Genomic DNA, 17,290 nt, shown 5'->3' with positions numbered 1-17,290 from the left:
ATAATTGGAGGGGAATTTATGGAATTTGTACATATAGGTGTGATAACAGATAAGCCACAAGAGAATGAAGAGTTTAATGAAGAATTGAAGGTGTATATAACAGACCCCAAATACACAGATTTCAAATATGAATATTTAAGATTTGTTGAGGGAAGCCCACTTCCAGAAATAATGCAAAAAAATCCTCATGTTGCCTATAAAGTAAAAAACATGGACAAATATCTAAATGAGAATGAAGTAATTTTAGAACCTTTTAAAGTAGGAGATAACTTAAAATGTGCGTTTATAATTAATGGTGGTTTTATAATTGAATTAATGCAAGAATGTTAATATTTAAGCTAAAAAGTCCAGAATTTTTCTGGGCTTTTTAAATTTTTTATACAACTTGACAAATTTTATCTAATGAGATAATTTTATCTTAAAATCAGCTTTGAAAGGATGAAAATATGACTATTGAAAACGAAATGTTGAAATTAGTAGAAGTATCAAAAATGTATTATGAAGATAATAAAACTCAAGCAGAGATTGCAAAAGTTTTAGGCGTGTCAAGACCATTAATAAGTAAAATGTTAAATAAAGCAAAAGAAATTGGAATAGTAAAGATAGAGATTAGGGAACTATTTTCTAGTAATGATTTGCTGATGAATCAGGTGAAAGAGATATTTAACATTAGGGGTGGACTAATAGTACCAGAAGCTAAAACCGAATATATAACTCAACAAACTATACTAAGTCATGGAATAAAATATATAAAAGAAGAATTACCTAAGGTTAGTAATGTCGGTATAGGATGGGGATATACTATAGGTAATATAATAGAAGAAATACAAAAGAGTGAGGATACTTGTACTTTTAAAGGAGAAGTATATCCATTGGTTGGAATGGCTAACATACCAAACAAAGGATATCACCCTAATGAATTAATATCTGTATTTTCAAATAGTACAGGATTTAGTCCTGTATTTTTATATGCGCCTGCATTTCCAACTAGTAGTGAAGAACGAAATATCTATTTGAAAACTGAAAATTATCAAAGTATGGAGAAAAAATGGGATAATATAGATACAATAATTTTATCTGTTGATAATTATCCTCAGGTTCCAGACCAAGCTACTGCGATTAGATTTGGAAAGAAGCTTACAAAAGAGAAAGCAATAGGTTCCTTTTTATCTTATTATTTTAATAAAGATGGAGAAATAATTAAAAGTGATAGTGATTATGTCATACAAATACCTCTTGAAAAATTAAAAAAGGCAAAAAAAGTAATAGCTATATGTTCAGATTCTAGTATAGATTCAATAACAGGTGCATTGAAGACTGGATACATAACACATATCATTACTGATGAAAAAAAAGCGACACAAATAATTATAAACAAATAATAAATTACATAAAATTAAATTTATTCACAAATATTTGTTATAAAATATGTTATAATTAATAGAAAAATGTCATATAATTACTTAAGAAGTATTATTATAAATAACATTGAGAGGTAGTGGTTAGGATATGGAAATCCATAATAAATATGTGAATTTTATAAAAAATATACCTGTGCCTTTTTTATACTGTAAGATTATAAGAGAACATGAAGATATAGAATATAGAGTGGAATATATAAGTAAAGGTATGAGTCAAGTATTGAAACTAGAAGAGGGAATTTGTGATAAAAATATATTAGATGTATTACCTATATTTAGAGCAAAAAAATATTCCAAAGAGTTGTTCTCAGATAATGTAGATTGTATAAAAAGATATATTCCAGCACTTAAAAATTGGATAAATATAAGAAAACAAATAGTTGGAGATACGTACATAGTTTTGTATTTTAGTAAAATTGTATTCGATTATAGACAGATAATCGATTCATTTGATAAAAAAGAAAAACTAGCTTATGTTAAAGATGAAGAAGGAATATATATAGATTGTAGTGAAAATTTAATATCAATATTAAATAACAAAATTAAAACTACAAAAGATATATTTGGAAAAAATGATATAGAAGTATGGGGAGAACGAACTGGAAAATTATTTAGGGATGACTATTTAGAAGGAATATCTAGTAAAAAAAGATTTTTACAAAAATTATTTGAGTACGAAGAAACATTTTTTATGGTTGAAAAATATTTCTTATATGATGAAAACGAACTTTTAGGAACTATAGGAATAATAGATAATGTAATATACAGTGGATATAATAATAAAAACTATGATTCAAAAAACTTAATGAAAATGATTGAACACTCAATACCAGAGAATATGTTTTATAAAGATGTATATGGAAATTATATTGGGTTTAATTCAGGATTTTTGAATCTAGCCTGTATGAATAAAGAAGAATTACTAGGTAAGAATAGTCATAAAATATCAACAGAAGAATCTCTAATAGACAAGATATGTAAAAGTGATAAGGATGTAGTTGAAAATAAAAAGATTGTTACATTTGAATCAAATATGATTATACATAACGAAAACAAGTGTATTGAGATTACAAAAAGACCGTATTTTGATAGTTATGGTAGTGTCATTGGAATAATTGGTACAGCAAGGGATATAAGTAGAAGAAAAAAATTAGAAGAAGAGATGGATAAAAATAGAATGGAGTTTTTTGCAAATCTATCTCATGAACTTAGAACTCCTATAAATTTAATATCATCTTCATTACAAGTAATAGAAAAGAAAGAGGCAGACTTAATAGAATCAAATGATACTCTAAAAAGAAATCTAGGTATAGTAAAACAAAATGGAAATAGAATATTGAGATTAGTAAATAATGTTCTAGACTTTACAAAAATGCAGTCGGGATACTTAGATTTTAGGCCAAAAGAGTCTGATATAATATCATTTGTGGAAGATATATGTATGTCTGTAGCCGATTTTGCAAGTCAAAATAATATACAACTTACATTTGACACAGAAATAGAGGAATTTTCAATGTTATTTGATTCAGAAAAATTGGAAAGAATAATATTGAATTTACTTTCTAATGGAATTAAGTACAATAAAAAAAATGGGAAAATAAATATATTTTTATATGTGAAAGATAATATGTTTGAAATGAAAATATCTGATAGTGGAATAGGTATACCAAAAGAAAAAATAGATAAAATATTTAATAGGTTTGAACAAATTGACAATGAACTTTCTTATAGAGTTAAGGGCAGTGGAATTGGGCTTTCACTAGTGAAATCTTTAGTTGAATTGCATGATGGCAGTATATCTTTAAAGAGTCAACTTGGTGTTGGAAGTGAATTTATTGTCTCGTTGCCAGTTAGAAGCAAAAATAATAGTGAAAAATGCAATTATAAAAGAGAAATCAGTAGTGAGCTAAGTAAGAAATTAGAAATAGAATTTTCGGATTTATAAATTAAGTATAAAAAATAAAATTTAAAAAAACTATTGACAATTTATTTGTAAGGGTTTAAAATGAATTACAATATAATAAATAAAAAAGCGATGAATAGGAAGAGTAAATCTAATTCGATTATCAGAGAGAAAAGTCCGCTGGCTGAAAGACTTTTTAAATTAGAGAGATTGAAAACTACCTAGGAGCTACTTTCTGAAGTTATCTATATTAATAGATTTTAGTAAGAATAGTCGTTAACTACGTTAAAGTTTAAAGTGGGTTTTCATAAAAAATGAAAACTAAATTAGGTGGAACCGCGGGAATTATACTCTCGTCCTTATGTTATAAGGATGGGAGTTTTTTGTTATTTAAAATATTATTTGAAAGTATAAAAAGGAATTATAAAAAATTATAAAAGCGATGAATAGGAAGAGTAAATCTAATTCGATTATCAGAGAGAAAAGTCCATCGGCTGAAAGACTTTTTAAATTAGAGGGATTGAAAACTACCTAGGAGCTGTTATCTGAAGTTACTCTAAAAAGAGTTTTAGTAAGATTAACCGTTAACTGCGTTAAAGTACAAAGTGGATTTTGTCAATAATTGACAAAAATCAAATTGGGTGGAACCGCGAGCATAGACTCGTCCCTTTATATAGGGATGGGTCTATTTTTATTACAATAAAAGATTGAAAATTAAAAAAAATCGGAAAATTATAAATTTAGGAGGAAAATAAAATGCAAAATAAAGTGAAAATTGGAGTACTAGGATATGGAACTGTAGGAAGTGGACTTATAGATATAATAGATAATAATAAAGAGAAAAGAAATATAGAAATAGTTGGGATTTTAGTTAATAATTTAGAAAAACATAAAGAAAAAAAATACTCTAATATAATAACTAATAATATAGATGACATATTTGAGAAAGATATAGATATATTAGTTGAAGTTATGGGTGGTTTAGAACCAACACTATCTTATATCAAAAAAGCATTAAATAATAAAATTCATGTTGTTACAGCAAATAAAGATTTACTAGCTGAATGTGGAGATGAGCTTGCAAAATTAGCTAGTGAAAATAAAGTAAGTATTAAATTTGAAGCTTCAGTTGCTGGAGGTATACCAGTATTAAAGCCTATAATAGAATCATTAGAAGGAAATAATATAGATAGCATAAATGCTATTTTGAATGGAACTACTAACTTTATATTATCTAAAATGTATGATGAGGATTTGTCTTATGACATGGCATTAAAACAAGCTCAAGAATTAGGTTTTGCTGAAGCAAACCCAGAGTCAGATGTCTTAGGATATGATGCTGCTAGAAAACTATCAATATTGTCAACTCTAGCTTATGATAATAGAGTATACTGGAAAGATGTATATTTAGAAGGAATTACAGATATAGATGAAAAAGACATAGAATATGCAAAAAAATTAAATTGTAAGATAAAATTAATTGGTCAAAGCAAATATGAAAATGACAAAGTAAGTGCATTTGTTAGACCTGTTCTAGTGGAAAAAGATAACATACTTGCTAGAATAGACAATGAGTTTAATGCTGTCATAGTAAATGGAGATTCAGTAGGAGAAGTTTCTTTTGTAGGTAAGGGAGCTGGAAGTCTAGCAACAGGAAGTGCAGTTTACTCAGATGTTATTGATATAATAGATAATAGAGTTTCTAGTATAGACTCTTTTACTAAAGATAGAATACAAGTAAATAAAATAGTTAGAGAAAAGTGTGGAGCACTTCTTAGATTTAAAAAATGTAATAAAGATGAAATATTGAATATAGTTGGGAATTGCTTAGTAAATTATGATATTTTAAATGATGATGATGAGCTTGCTATTATGGTTTATGCTGACTCTGAGTATGAAATAAATAACAGTTTATGTCTAATAAAAGATAAAGGATATTGTGAAAAAATGAATAAAATGTTGAAAATAAGCTAAAAAGAAAATAATATAGGTTTCTATGTAACATATTTTGAAAATTTTAATACTATATACTATGAGATGAAACAAAACATCTCATAAAAAATTAAAATTAAAAGGAGATATGCTATATGGGAAATAATAGATGTTCAGGAGATTGGTATAGAAGAAGTTATTCTACATCAAGATGGTTCCAAGATGAGAATAATTCATGTGATAGGGATAGAGATAGAAATAGAGATTGTGACAGAGATAGAGATTGTGACAGAGATAGAGATAGAGATTGTGACAGAGATAGAGATAGAGATTGTGACAGAGATAGAGATAGAGATAGAGACAGAGATTGTGATAGAGATAGAAATAGAGACTGTGACAGAGACAGAAACAGAAATTGTGATAGATTTAGAAGAGAAGCTGAAAAAAGAGAAAGAGAAGCAAGAGAAGCATTCTGTGAAGCTGAAGAAAGAGGAAGAGAAGCAAGAAAATTTGAAAATGAAGCTAGAAAAATGTGGGAAAAAGCAGAAAAATCTTGGAATGAACACTCAGCTTATAATTATCAAGGTATAGAATCTCTAGAAGAGTCTAGAAGATTCTTTGACGAAGGTATGGAATGTGAAGCTAGAAGAAATGGAAACAACAATAATAACCATAATTGTGATAGATGTAAATGTCATAAGTGTAATTGTGACAGATGCAAATGTGATAGATGTAATTGCAATTGCTGTAGAAGATAAAAAATTTCATTGACAAATTAATAGTTAAAATATATCATATTATGTATAATAAAGAGAAAATTCAGAAAGATTAACGGAAATATAAGTATAGTTATTAGACAAATAGTGCTCAGTCAGTGAGGTGAGTACAATATGATTAAACTCCTATCCTCTAGTTATTGATAGAGGGTGGGAGTTTTTATTTATTGCTAGAATGATAACATTATAAAACTAGGAGGAAAAAGATGAAGAGTATAAAAAAATCAAATATAAAAGAAAAGGTAGATGAAAAAATACTAAGAGAACAAGTAAGTTCTATAATAGAAGATATAAGAAATAATAAAGAGACTGCTTTGAAAAAATATAATGAAATGTTTGATAAAAATACAAGAGATGAATTCAGAATTACTGAAGAAGAAATAAAAGAAGCCTATAAACATGTAGATGATGAATTTATAAACAATTTGAAAATTGCTACTAAAAATATAAGAGAATTTGCAAAAGCCCAAAAGGCTAGTTTCGAAAATTCTTTTGAAAAAGAAATCTATCCAGGCGTTATTTTAGGTCAAACTAATATTCCTATAGAATCATGCCTTGCATATGTTCCAGGTGGCCAATATCCTTTATTTTCAACAGCTCTTATGCTTATAATACCTGCAAAAATTGCAGGAGTAAAAAGAATAGTGGCTTGTTCACCAACGATGAAAAACACTAAAAATATAAATCCTAAAACATTAGTAGCTATGGATATAGCAGGAGCTGATGAAATATATGCAACTGGAGGAGTTCAAGCTATAGCAGCATTTACATATGGTACAGAAAAGATTAAACCTGTTGATATAATCGTAGGGCCAGGAAATAAGTTTGTAACAGAAGCAAAAAGACAATGTTATGGGCAAGTTGGAATTGATTTTGTAGCTGGTCCAAGTGAAGTTCTTATAATAGCTGATGAAACTTCAAATCCAGTTTATATTGCGGCTGACTTGTTGGCACAATGTGAGCATGATTTAAATGCAAGGGGTATATTATTAACTGATAGTTTAGAAATAGCACAAGAGGTTGAAAAAAATATAAAAATCATGTTAGAAGATTTACCAACAAAAGATATTGCATATAATTCATGGAAAAATAATGGTGAAATAATACTGGTTGATGATATAGATGAAGCAGTAAAAATAAGTAATTTTTATGCACCTGAACACTTAGAAATAGCAGTAAATAAATACGAAGAAATTTGTGATAAATTAACTAACTATGGCTCACTATTTATTGGTAACTTGTCTGCTGAGGTATTTGGTGATTATGTTTCAGGTACAAATCATACATTACCAACACTTAAAGCATCAAGATATACTGGTGGTGTTTGGGTTGGTACTTTTATAAAAACTTGTACAAAGCAGATACTGAATGAAAAGGCTATAAAAGTATTAGCACCTGTTGCAGAAAAACTAGCAAAAGAAGAAGGGCTATATGCACATGCAAAGGCAGCTGAAGTTAGATTTAAGAAGTAGATAGAGAAAGTGGTTAATGAATGTAAAAACAGATATTGAGATAAAAATAGTATTTTAGGAATAATTATTTATGTATAGTTTAGATTTTAAAAGAAATAAATTTAGAAATAATCTACTTTAAATTTATTTCTTTTTCATAGAAACAACTTCAAAATGTTTTACGAATTGTTATTTTATGTTAAACTAATATTAATGAAAATTTTGAAAGTATTTATACTAAATTTTTATGTCATTTTTTAATGATATCAATTGATATTGGAGGGATAGATATTGAGAAAAATTAATATTAGATTTATAGACTAATTTGTAAAGGGGGAAAACCTATGGAAAGCAATAGTAAATTTGATAAGGTTTTAAATAAAAGAGATGTCTTTGTATTAGCGTTTGGAGCAATGATTGGGTGGGGATGGGTTGTCTTATCTGGTGAGTGGATTCAAAGAGCTGGTACATTAGGAGCAATTATAGCTTTTGGTATTGGAGGAGTAATGGTATTATTTGTTGGACAAGTTTATGCTGAATTAACATCTTCTATGCCAAAGTGTGGAGGAGAACAAGTGTTTAGCTATAGAGCACTAGGAAGAAATGCATCATTTGTATGTACATGGGCTATTATTTTGGGTTATGTTTCTGTTATAGCTTTTGAAGCAGTCGCATTGCCTACTGTGTTGCAATATATATTTCCTGGATATATTAAAGGATTTTTGTATGAAGTAGCAGGATTTGATGTATATTTTACTTGGGTAATAGTTGGTGTTTTAAGTTCGATAGTAATATCTGTTGTAAACTATTTTGGAGTAAAAACAGCAGCATTTTTGCAGGGTATACTTACTGTTATGATTACATTAATCGGATTAGCACTTATGTTTGGTTCATTTACTCATGGAGACTTAGGTAATGCTCAACCACTATTTAAAGATGGTATAACTGGAATACTTACAGTTGCTGTTATGACACCTTTTATGTATGTAGGATTTGATGTTATACCACAAGCAGCAGAAGAGATGAATGTCCCTTTCAAAAAAATAGGTAATATACTTATTCTATCTGTGATTATGGCTGTTTTGTGGTATGCAATGATAATTTTTGGAGTATCACTTGCAATGCCAGATTCACAAATGCAGACATCTCAACTTGTAACTGCTGATGCTATGGGAAATGTATACGGAGGAAGCCAAATTGCATCTAAAATATTGATTCTTGGTGGAATAGCAGGCATACTTACTAGTTGGAATTCATTTTATGTTGGTGGTAGCAGAGCCATATATTCCATGGCTAATTGTGGTATGCTACCAAAATTTTTAGCTAAATTACATCCAAAATATAAAACTCCATCTAATGCAATTATTTTAATAGGAGTAATTACATCAATAGTTCCTTTATTAGGTGAAAATATGTTGATTTGGCTTTCAGATGCTGGGGGAGCTTCAATCGTAGTTTCATACTCGATGGTTTCAATATCATTTCTTGTTTTAAGACATAAAGAACCAAATATGATAAGACCATATAAAGTTAAACGATATAAATTTGTAGGTGCCGTATCATTATGTATGTGTGTTTTTTTAGGATTAATGTATTTACCAGGAGCTCCAGCATCTCTATTATGGCCTTATGAGTGGGCAATTTTAATAGCATGGTCAGTTCTTGGTGTAGTATTTTTTTTCTGGGCTAAAAATAGTGATACAGAAAAGAAAGCACCAGACTATGATTAAATATTTTAGTTACATATTCACAATTCAAAAATACAATATATATTAGTTATTTAAATAGAAAAGTCATTTCACAATAATTTTAGATTATTTTAAAGTGTAGTATGTCTTCGTTTCATTACTGTATGCTCAGTTTTGTCATTTCTGTTTTCAATTTTATTGAGGTTCTGTCTGGAAATATCTAGAACATTTGCAAGCTGTGACTGTGAAATACCACAGAAGGTACGCTTTTTTTTAGCAGTTTATAAATTCAATATCATTTATCAAAGAAAGGGCGTCTCAGATTAGCTTGCTAAGCAAAAGCTATCTGAAGAATGCCCTTTCTTTGCAAATTTTCTTTGAAGTGATAACTAAGACTAGTATTCAGAACTGATTGACTATGTTTTTATAAAGGACAAGGAGAGCGTGAAATTCAATGGGTATGTGACGTTTATTGACATTGCATATAGGTATGTTTATAGTATAAATATAAAAGGAGTGTTGTTATGGAAACAAGAAGTGAAGATAGTAAGAGAAAGTTATTTATGTAAATTAAGGTGGTGGTTTATTTGTTCTTACTCATACAATTTCATAGGATTTTCATTTAGTTTATAACCAAACTTCAAATTGGGAGAAAGAGCAGGCCTTAAAGGTAACAGAAGATTTAATTCAAAAGAAAACTGATTTTAATGTTATAATATGTCAAGATGATAACTCTGCTACAGGAGCAGGGCAAGCTTTAAAAGATGCTGGTCTTAAAGTTAAAGTTATAGGCTTGGGTGGAAGTAAAGATGGATTAAAAGCTGTAACTGATGGGTTAATAGATGGTACAACTTATATGTCTGCTGTTGAAGAAGGTGCATTAGTCATAGAAAAGGCATCTAATTTCCTTAAAGGCGAAAAAGTTGAGCCTGTTACACAAATTAAACAAGTTGAGGTCAACAAGGATAATATCTCAGACTTTAAGGGTGAATGGTAAAAGATTACATATGTCAAAATTTATAGAGTTACTTTATATAGTTTCTAAAGTAACTCTTTATTTGAATACAACTTAGTGATAAGTTATTGGATAGTATTTCTAAACAAATAAAAAATTAATGTAAACAAAGACTTATTTATACTAAATTATAAGTCAAATTAATATAAACTTATGTAAAATGAGAAAACATTTAAGGCATTGAAAATACTAAGGTTCAAAAGAATTATTAAAAAAACATGAAAAAACATAAAAAAACTATTGAAAAAAATAAAAAAATTTTGTATAATTAAAGTTTTAAAAAGTGCGGTATACAAAGCCAATCCTTTTGTATATAATATATATAAATTAAGAAAAAGGAAGGGATATATATGGCCAGGCGGTTATTTTTAGAAAGGATTGGACTTATATTATTAGGTTCAGCAATATTAGCATTTGGAGTTTATAATTTTTACTATCTAAACAACATAACAGAAGGTGGAGTGTTAGGTATTTTACTACTGTTAAAAAATTTATTCAACATACAACCAGCAATAGCAAATATTGTAATTGATGGTTTACTACTTTTAGTAGGATATAAATTTTTCGGTAAAAAATTCCTGATATATTCAATAGTAGCTTCTATAAGTTTTTCAGTATTATATGATTTATTTGAGGCTATAGGACCTCTTGTACCACAATCACAAAATATGCTTTTATCAACTATTTTGGCAGGTGTAACTGTAGGAGTAGGAGTAGGGATAATAGTAAAAGCAGGTTGTGCATCAGGAGGAGACGATGCTTTAGCATTAGTAATTTCTAAGACTACATCTTTGAACATAGGGCAAGTTTATCTAGCAACGGATGTTATTGTATTGTTGTTATCACTATTTTATCTATCAGCGTTTGATATTTTTTATTCTTTGATTGCTGTTACGATTAGTGGTAAAGTAATTGATTTTATTTACTATCATGGTAAAAATTTAGATATGGATATGAGTAATGACATAGTTCCAGAATGTTAATATAAATTAAATAACAATATTTTTGAAAGGTGGCAAACTTGCCACCTTTTTTTATGTCTAAATTAAGTATAGAAGAGATAATTTTATTTTAATTTTTATGATTTTAAACTACTACATTACATTAAAATTTCTGGGAATACGATTTTTAGAATTTCATTTAAAAACCTCAAATTTATATTTATGCAATACTAATCAATAATAGATGTATCTTAACCCTATCTTTATACCTAAAATGATAAGATAAATGAAGTAGCAATATGAAACCAAAACTTATCAAATAAACTAAAGTAAATGGAGGAGTCGAAATGTTAGATATAGTGATGATAGCATCATTGGCCATAGGATTTATTTCCATGAAGTTGCTTGCTGGCTGGTGTGGGAAACAAACTGAAAAAAAATAATGTAATATATGGAGGGATTACCTATGTGGTTTCTGGCAGTTGTAATTGTAATGTTGATAGTATATTTGGTGTATGCGCTTATTAATCCTGAAAAATTCTAAATAATATAGAGATAATAAGCAAGTTGAATTGGGGGGAAAATTTTTATGGTACAGATAGTAATAGTATTGGCGATATTTATGATTTTAGTAATACCTATGGGTAAATATTTATATCATATATCCACTAATCAAAAAACATTTGGAGATAAAGTGTTTGATAAAATAGATAATTGTATATATAAGGTATGTAGCATAGATAAGAACAAAGAAATGAATTGGAAGCAATATGCTTTAGCTTTATTAGTTACAAATGCAGTCATGGTGTTTATAGGATATGTAATACTTAGAACTCAGAGCATGCATATTTTTAATCCTAATGGAATTAAAGGTATGGAACAAAGTTTATCATTTAATACAATAATAAGTTTTATGACAAACACGAATCTTCAACATTACTCAGGTGAATCAGGACTTTCATATCTTAGTCAAATGACAGTGATAATATACATGATGTTTACATCAGCGGCGACAGGATATGCAGCTGCCATGGCATTTGTAAGAGGGTTAGTAGGTAAAAAGAAAACATTAGGCAACTTTTATGTAGATTTAATTAGAATAACAACAAGAGTACTTTTACCAGGAGCTTTAATTATTGGTATTATATTAGTTACACAAGGAGTACCACAGACTTTTGCTGGTACAGAAACAGTAACTACTATAGAAGGAAAACTTCAAGATATAGCTAAAGGTCCTGTAGCAGCACTTGAATCAATCAAACACTTAGGAACAAATGGTGGAGGATTTTTTGGTTCAAATTCATCACATCCATTTGAAAATCCAACAATAGTATCAAATATAGTAGAGATGTTATCTATGATGATATTACCAGGAGCTTGTGTTGTTGCATTTGGACATATGATAAAGAACAAAAAACAAGGTTGGGTTGTATTTGGTGCAATGTCAATCATATTTTTAATAGGTTTAATGGTTTGCTTTAGAGCAGAAAGTGCAGGAAATCCTATCTTATCACAATTAGGACTTAATCAAAGCATGGGAAGTATGGAAGGTAAAGAAGTTAGATTTGGCATAGCTCAATCAGCATTGTTTACGACAGTGACGACTTCATTTACAACTGGTACAGTTAACAATATGCATGATACTTTAACTCCTTTGGGAGGATTAGTACCACTTTTAAATATGATGCTTAATGTTGTTTTTGGTGGTAAAGGTGTAGGCCTTATGAATATGCTAATGTACGCTATAATAGCAGTATTTTTATGTGGATTGATGGTAGGAAGAACTCCAGAATTCTTAACTAAGAAAATTGAAGGAAAAGAAATGAAGCTTATAGCTTTACTTATTATATTACATCCACTTTTGATACTTATGTTCTCTGGACTTTCAGTAGCGATACCAGCAGGTCTTGAGGGAATTTCAAATCCTGGATTCCATGGATTATCACAGGTTTTATATGAGTTTGCATCTTCAGCAGCTAATAATGGCTCAGGGTTTGAAGGTTTAGGAGATAATACGATGTTCTGGAATATAACAACAGGTATAGTTATGTTTTTTGGAAGATATGTATCTATTATAATATTACTTGCAATATCAAGTTTATTAGCATCTAAGAACTCTGTAAATGAAAGCATAGGAACACTTAGAACAGATAATTTCACATTTACAATAATTTTAGTATTGGTTGTTTTAATTGTTGGTGCTTTAACATTTTTCCCAGCCTTAGCGCTTGGACCTATTTCAGAGCATCTAGTATTATGGCACTAAAAAATTGGGAGGGAGTAAAATTTTATGGAAACTAAAAAAACAAAGTTTATTACAAAAGATATTTTCAAAACTTCCATTATAGAAGCTTTTAAAAAATTAAATCCTAAATATATGATGAAAAATCCAGTTATGTTTGTTGTAGAGATTGGATTTATAGTAACATTGATACTTACAATAGTACCTAGTCTATTTGGTGATGGAGGCAATAACTTAAGAGTTTATAATGGGATTGTAACAATAATACTATTTATAACTGTTCTTTTTGCAAATTTTGCTGAAGCTGTAGCTGAAGGTAGAGGGAAAGCACAAGCAGATACATTAAAGAAAACTAGAAAAGATACAGTGGCAAGAGTTTTAGATAAATTAGGAAATGAAAAAATGATAAGTGCAAGCGAGCTAAAACTGGGAGATATTGTTTTAGTCAATGCAGGAGAAGTTATTCCAAATGATGGAGAAGTAATAGAAGGGATAGCCTCTGTGGATGAGTCAGCAATAACTGGAGAATCTGCACCTGTTATGAGAGAATCTGGAGGAGATTTTGCTTCTGTTACAGGAGGAACTACAGTTGTAAGTGATTGGCTAAAAATAAAAATCACAACAAAGCCAGGAGAATCCTTCTTAGATAAAATGATAGCTCTTGTAGAAGGAGCTTCAAGACAAAAAACACCAAATGAAATTGCTTTAAATACTTTATTGGTGGGCTTAACACTTATATTTATGGTTGTTTTAATATCTCTTTATCCAATGGCGAATTATGCAGGTGTTAAGATTCCAATTTCTACTATGATAGCACTTTTAGTATGCTTAATACCAACTACTATAGGTGGATTATTATCAGCTATTGGAATTGCAGGTATGGATAGAGTAACTAGATTCAATGTCATTGCAATGTCAGGAAAAGCAGTAGAAGCTTGTGGTGATGTTGATACTATGATTTTGGATAAGACAGGGACTATTACTTATGGAAATAGACTTGCATCAGAATTTATAGCAGTTGGAAATGCTGATTCAAAAGATTTAATAAACTATGCTGTTATGTGTTCATTAAAAGATGATACACCAGAAGGAAAATCTATAGTTGATTTAGGGATAAAACTAGGTTCAACAGGAAAAACAAAAGAGGCTGAAGAAGCTGAGTTTGTAGAATTCTCTGCACAAACTAGAATGAGTGGTATAAATTTATCTGATGGAACAGCTATTAGAAAAGGGGCTTATGACAGTATAATAAATCGAGTAAAATCCTCTGGTGGATTAGTACCAGACGATTTAGAAGAAAGTGTAAATAGAGTAGCAAAATTAGGAGGGACACCTCTAGTAGTGTGTGTCAATAATGAGATATACGGTATTATCTACTTAAAGGACACCGTAAAATCAGGGCTTGTAGAAAGATTTGCTAGACTTCGTGAGATAGGAATAAAGACGATAATGTGTACAGGAGATAATCCTTTAACAGCAGCTACAATTGCAAGAGAAGCTGGTGTGGATGGATTTATTGCAGAATGTAAACCAGAAGATAAGATAGAGGTAATAAAAAAAGAACAATCTGAAGGAAAAATAGTTGCTATGACAGGGGATGGAACAAATGATGCTCCTGCACTTGCTCAAGCGGATGTGGGTCTTGCTATGAATAGTGGTACAACATCTGCAAAGGAAGCAGCAAACATGGTAGATTTAGATTCAGACCCAACTAAAATATTAGAAGTGGTTGAAATAGGAAAACAGCTTTTAATAACACGTGGTGCTTTAACAACATTCAGTATAGCAAATGATGTTGCAAAATACTTTGCAATTATACCAGCTATATTCACCCTTGCAATACCTCAAATGGAGATATTAAATATAATGAAACTTTCTACATCATTTAGTGCGATATTATCAGCTTTAATATTTAATGCTATAATCATCCCATGTTTAATACCTCTTGCTATGAAAGGGGTAAAATATAGACCTATGAAATCACAAGCTATGCTAATGAGAAATATGCTGATTTTTGGTCTTGGTGGGGTTATAGTACCATTTTTAGGAATAAAAGTAATTGATTTATTAATTACACCTTTAGTAATGGTTCTTAATTTAGGTTAATAAATGGAGGATATAAAAATGAAAACATTAAAACCAGCATTGCTTGTAAGTATTGTATTGTTATTTGTTTGCGGACTTGTATATCCACTTGTTTTAACAGGGGTAAGTCAAGTTGCATTTAAAGATAAAGCTAATGGAAGTATGATAGAAGTAAATGGTGTAAAGGTTGGTTCAGAGCTTATTGGTCAAAGTTTTACAGATGCAAGATTTTTTAAGGGAAGAGTTTCATCAGTAAACTATAATACTTATACAAAAGAAGATTTAATACCAGATAAGGATGGAAATACAGTTTATGGCGGTGTTTCATCAGGTTCTTTTAATTATGGAGCAACTAATCCAGAGCTTCATGATAGAGTTCAAAAAGATATTGAAAAGTTTTTGAAAGATAATCCAGGTGTAAAAAAAGAAGATATACCAACAGATTTACTTACAGCATCAGGTTCAGGACTTGACCCTAATATAAGCCCTGCTTCTGCAAAGGTTCAGATACCTGCTATAGCAAAAGTATCAGGAATATCAGAGAGTAAATTACAAAAAATTGTAGATGATAATACTTCAAAAAAACTTTTCGGAGTTTTAGGTGAAGATAGAGTTAATGTGTTAAAGGTTAATGTAGAGGTTGCAAAAATATTAGGTCTTATATAGTATTTTGTAGAGTTTTTGTAGTGGAGTATTGTGTATGACTTAGCATAAAGCTTGAAGTTTGAAGAGTGAAAATCGATAATGATTTTCACTTTTTTGTTTGAATATTACTAATATTAGGAATAAAACAATTGTAGGGATAAAATCCAAAAAAAGGTTGCATTATCAAAATGATAATACTATAATATATTTATCGTTATCAATTTGATAATAGATTTGGACATATAGGAGGAAGTAGTATGTTATATAATAACGCATTAGAGTTGATAGGAAACACACCTGTAGTAAGATTGAATAATTTAGGATGTACTAACGGGTGTTCTAACATATATGTAAAATTAGAAAAAGTAAATCCAGCTGGAAGTATAAAAGATAGAGCAGTTTATGAAATGCTAGAAGGATTAGAAAAAAGAGGAGAATTAAAAAAGGGAGATGTACTAGTAGAAGCAACTAGTGGAAACACTGGCATTGCATTATCCATGATAGGAAGATTAAAAGGATATGAAGTAGTAATAGTAATGCCAGAGACTATGAGTATCGAGAGACGAGATTTAATGAAGGCTTATGGAGCAAATTTAGTACTTACAGATGGAAAAGCTGGAATGGCAGGTTCTATAGAAAAAGCAAACGAATTATTGAGAGAAAATCCAAATTATAAAAGTTTGAAACAATTTGAAAATAAAGACAATCCAAATGCACATTATAAAACAACAGCAGTTGAGATTATGAATGATGTTAAAGATTTAGATATATTTGTATGTGGAGTTGGAACAGGTGGTACTTTAATAGGGACTGCAAGATATTTAAAAGAGCAAAATCCAAACATAAAAGTAGTTGCACTTGAGCCAAAAAAATCTCCAGCTATATCAGAAAATAAAACTGGACCTCATAAAATACAAGGAATAGGAGCTAACTTTGTTCCTGAAAATTATGATTCTAGTGTAGTTGATGAAGTAATATTAGTGGATGATGAAGATGCTTTTGATACAGTTAAATTACTTGCATCAAAAGAAGGGATTTTGGTAGGTATATCTTCTGGAGCAAATATATTTGGTGCTATGGAAATGGCGAAAAAATATCCAAATAAAAAAATAGTAACAGTAGCTCCAGATGGAGTAGATAAATATATGTCCATGGGAATATTTTAATAATTTTATTTGAGGGAGTGAATAC

General features: G+C 29.5%; 13 protein-coding genes, 2 pseudogenes and 2 other annotated features. Of the genes and pseudogenes, 14 read left to right on the top strand and 1 reads right to left on the bottom strand.

Annotation, left to right across the window (positions count from 1 at the left end; all coding sequences use genetic code 11):
• The first annotated feature begins 18 nt into the window (after nucleotides 1–18).
• The 7 genes from KGF45_RS03915 (at nucleotide 19) to KGF45_RS03885 (ending at nucleotide 9,213) form a co-directional block, all read left to right on the top strand.
• Complete coding sequence (locus tag KGF45_RS03915; protein ID WP_227827436.1) at nucleotides 19–330, top strand: hypothetical protein; 312 nt, start codon at nucleotides 19–21, stop codon at nucleotides 328–330.
• A 116-nt stretch (nucleotides 331–446) separates the two neighbouring features.
• Nucleotides 447–1,382: a sugar-binding domain-containing protein gene (locus tag KGF45_RS03910; protein WP_227841882.1), complete on the top strand. Its 936-nt coding sequence runs from the start codon at nucleotides 447–449 to the stop codon at nucleotides 1,380–1,382.
• Between the two features lie 148 nt (nucleotides 1,383–1,530).
• On the top strand, nucleotides 1,531–3,366 hold the full coding sequence (locus tag KGF45_RS03905) for an ATP-binding protein (protein ID WP_227827438.1): 1,836 nt from the start codon (nucleotides 1,531–1,533) through the stop codon (nucleotides 3,364–3,366).
• 81 nt (nucleotides 3,367–3,447) lie between these two features.
• Nucleotides 3,448–3,688, top strand: a binding site (T-box leader).
• Nucleotides 3,689–3,757: 69 nt separating this feature from the next.
• Nucleotides 3,758–3,996: a binding site (T-box leader), on the top strand.
• Nucleotides 3,997–4,080: 84 nt separating this feature from the next.
• Nucleotides 4,081–5,298 (top strand): homoserine dehydrogenase, encoded by a 1,218-nt coding sequence (locus KGF45_RS03900; RefSeq protein ID WP_227433002.1) that lies wholly within the window; start codon nucleotides 4,081–4,083, stop codon nucleotides 5,296–5,298.
• 113 nt (nucleotides 5,299–5,411) lie between these two features.
• Nucleotides 5,412–6,014: a hypothetical protein gene (locus KGF45_RS03895; protein WP_227841881.1), complete on the top strand. Its 603-nt coding sequence runs from the start codon at nucleotides 5,412–5,414 to the stop codon at nucleotides 6,012–6,014.
• 224 nt (nucleotides 6,015–6,238) lie between these two features.
• Nucleotides 6,239–7,504, top strand: coding sequence for a histidinol dehydrogenase (gene hisD / locus KGF45_RS03890; RefSeq protein ID WP_227827440.1), 1,266 nt, complete (start codon nucleotides 6,239–6,241; stop codon nucleotides 7,502–7,504).
• Nucleotides 7,505–7,827: 323 nt separating this feature from the next.
• Nucleotides 7,828–9,213, top strand: a complete 1,386-nt coding sequence (locus KGF45_RS03885; protein ID WP_227827441.1) for an APC family permease — start codon at nucleotides 7,828–7,830, stop codon at nucleotides 9,211–9,213.
• A gap of 89 nt (nucleotides 9,214–9,302) precedes the next feature.
• On the opposite strand, the pseudogene KGF45_RS03880 reads toward KGF45_RS03885, so the two are convergent.
• Nucleotides 9,303–9,431: pseudogene (locus KGF45_RS03880) on the bottom strand (helix-turn-helix domain-containing protein); the annotation flags it as partial.
• Nucleotides 9,432–9,808: 377 nt separating this feature from the next.
• Here KGF45_RS03880 and KGF45_RS03875 point away from each other — a divergent pair.
• From KGF45_RS03875 to cysK, 7 genes and pseudogenes are all read left to right on the top strand, one after another.
• Nucleotides 9,809–10,168 (top strand): annotated as a pseudogene (locus KGF45_RS03875) (sugar ABC transporter substrate-binding protein); the annotation flags it as partial.
• Nucleotides 10,169–10,536: 368 nt separating this feature from the next.
• Nucleotides 10,537–11,169, top strand: coding sequence for a YitT family protein (locus tag KGF45_RS03870; protein WP_227827442.1), 633 nt, complete (start codon nucleotides 10,537–10,539; stop codon nucleotides 11,167–11,169).
• Nucleotides 11,170–11,578: 409 nt separating this feature from the next.
• Nucleotides 11,579–11,671, top strand: a complete 93-nt coding sequence (gene kdpF, locus KGF45_RS20435) for a K(+)-transporting ATPase subunit F (protein WP_413894737.1) — start codon at nucleotides 11,579–11,581, stop codon at nucleotides 11,669–11,671.
• 45 nt (nucleotides 11,672–11,716) lie between these two features.
• Complete coding sequence (gene kdpA, locus KGF45_RS03860; RefSeq protein ID WP_255287884.1) at nucleotides 11,717–13,393, top strand: potassium-transporting ATPase subunit KdpA; 1,677 nt, start codon at nucleotides 11,717–11,719, stop codon at nucleotides 13,391–13,393.
• A gap of 24 nt (nucleotides 13,394–13,417) precedes the next feature.
• Nucleotides 13,418–15,475 carry a potassium-transporting ATPase subunit KdpB gene (gene kdpB, locus KGF45_RS03855; RefSeq protein ID WP_227841880.1) on the top strand — a complete coding sequence of 686 codons (2,058 nt, stop codon included), beginning with the start codon at nucleotides 13,418–13,420 and terminating at the stop codon, nucleotides 15,473–15,475.
• An 18-nt stretch (nucleotides 15,476–15,493) separates the two neighbouring features.
• Nucleotides 15,494–16,120: a K(+)-transporting ATPase subunit C gene (locus KGF45_RS03850; RefSeq protein ID WP_227827444.1), complete on the top strand. Its 627-nt coding sequence runs from the start codon at nucleotides 15,494–15,496 to the stop codon at nucleotides 16,118–16,120.
• Nucleotides 16,121–16,356: 236 nt separating this feature from the next.
• Nucleotides 16,357–17,265: a cysteine synthase A gene (cysK, locus tag KGF45_RS03845; protein ID WP_227827445.1), complete on the top strand. Its 909-nt coding sequence runs from the start codon at nucleotides 16,357–16,359 to the stop codon at nucleotides 17,263–17,265.
• The last annotated feature ends 25 nt before the right edge of the window (nucleotides 17,266–17,290 follow it).

Source organism: Clostridioides sp. ZZV14-6154, assembly GCF_020657785.1.
In the GTDB taxonomy this organism is placed as follows: Bacteria; Bacillota; Clostridia; order Peptostreptococcales; family Peptostreptococcaceae; genus Clostridioides.
This window is presented reverse-complemented; position numbering and strand designations above follow the sequence as displayed.

Excerpts from the sequence above, each read along its gene's own strand:
- KGF45_RS03915 (WP_227827436.1), top strand. The coding sequence starts at position 19 with ATGGAATTTGTACATATAGGTGTGATAACAGATAAGCCACAAGAGAAT.
- KGF45_RS03910 (WP_227841882.1), top strand. The coding sequence starts at position 447 with ATGACTATTGAAAACGAAATGTTGAAATTAGTAGAAGTATCAAAAATG.
- KGF45_RS03900 (WP_227433002.1), top strand. The coding sequence starts at position 4,081 with ATGCAAAATAAAGTGAAAATTGGAGTACTAGGATATGGAACTGTAGGA.
- KGF45_RS03895 (WP_227841881.1), top strand. The coding sequence starts at position 5,412 with ATGGGAAATAATAGATGTTCAGGAGATTGGTATAGAAGAAGTTATTCT.
- hisD (WP_227827440.1), top strand. The coding sequence starts at position 6,239 with ATGAAGAGTATAAAAAAATCAAATATAAAAGAAAAGGTAGATGAAAAA.
- KGF45_RS03885 (WP_227827441.1), top strand. The coding sequence starts at position 7,828 with ATGGAAAGCAATAGTAAATTTGATAAGGTTTTAAATAAAAGAGATGTC.
- KGF45_RS03870 (WP_227827442.1), top strand. The coding sequence starts at position 10,537 with ATGGCCAGGCGGTTATTTTTAGAAAGGATTGGACTTATATTATTAGGT.
- kdpF (WP_413894737.1), top strand. The coding sequence starts at position 11,579 with ATGGAGGGATTACCTATGTGGTTTCTGGCAGTTGTAATTGTAATGTTG.
- kdpA (WP_255287884.1), top strand. The coding sequence starts at position 11,717 with ATGGTACAGATAGTAATAGTATTGGCGATATTTATGATTTTAGTAATA.
- kdpB (WP_227841880.1), top strand. The coding sequence starts at position 13,418 with ATGGAAACTAAAAAAACAAAGTTTATTACAAAAGATATTTTCAAAACT.
- KGF45_RS03850 (WP_227827444.1), top strand. The coding sequence starts at position 15,494 with ATGAAAACATTAAAACCAGCATTGCTTGTAAGTATTGTATTGTTATTT.
- cysK (WP_227827445.1), top strand. The coding sequence starts at position 16,357 with ATGTTATATAATAACGCATTAGAGTTGATAGGAAACACACCTGTAGTA.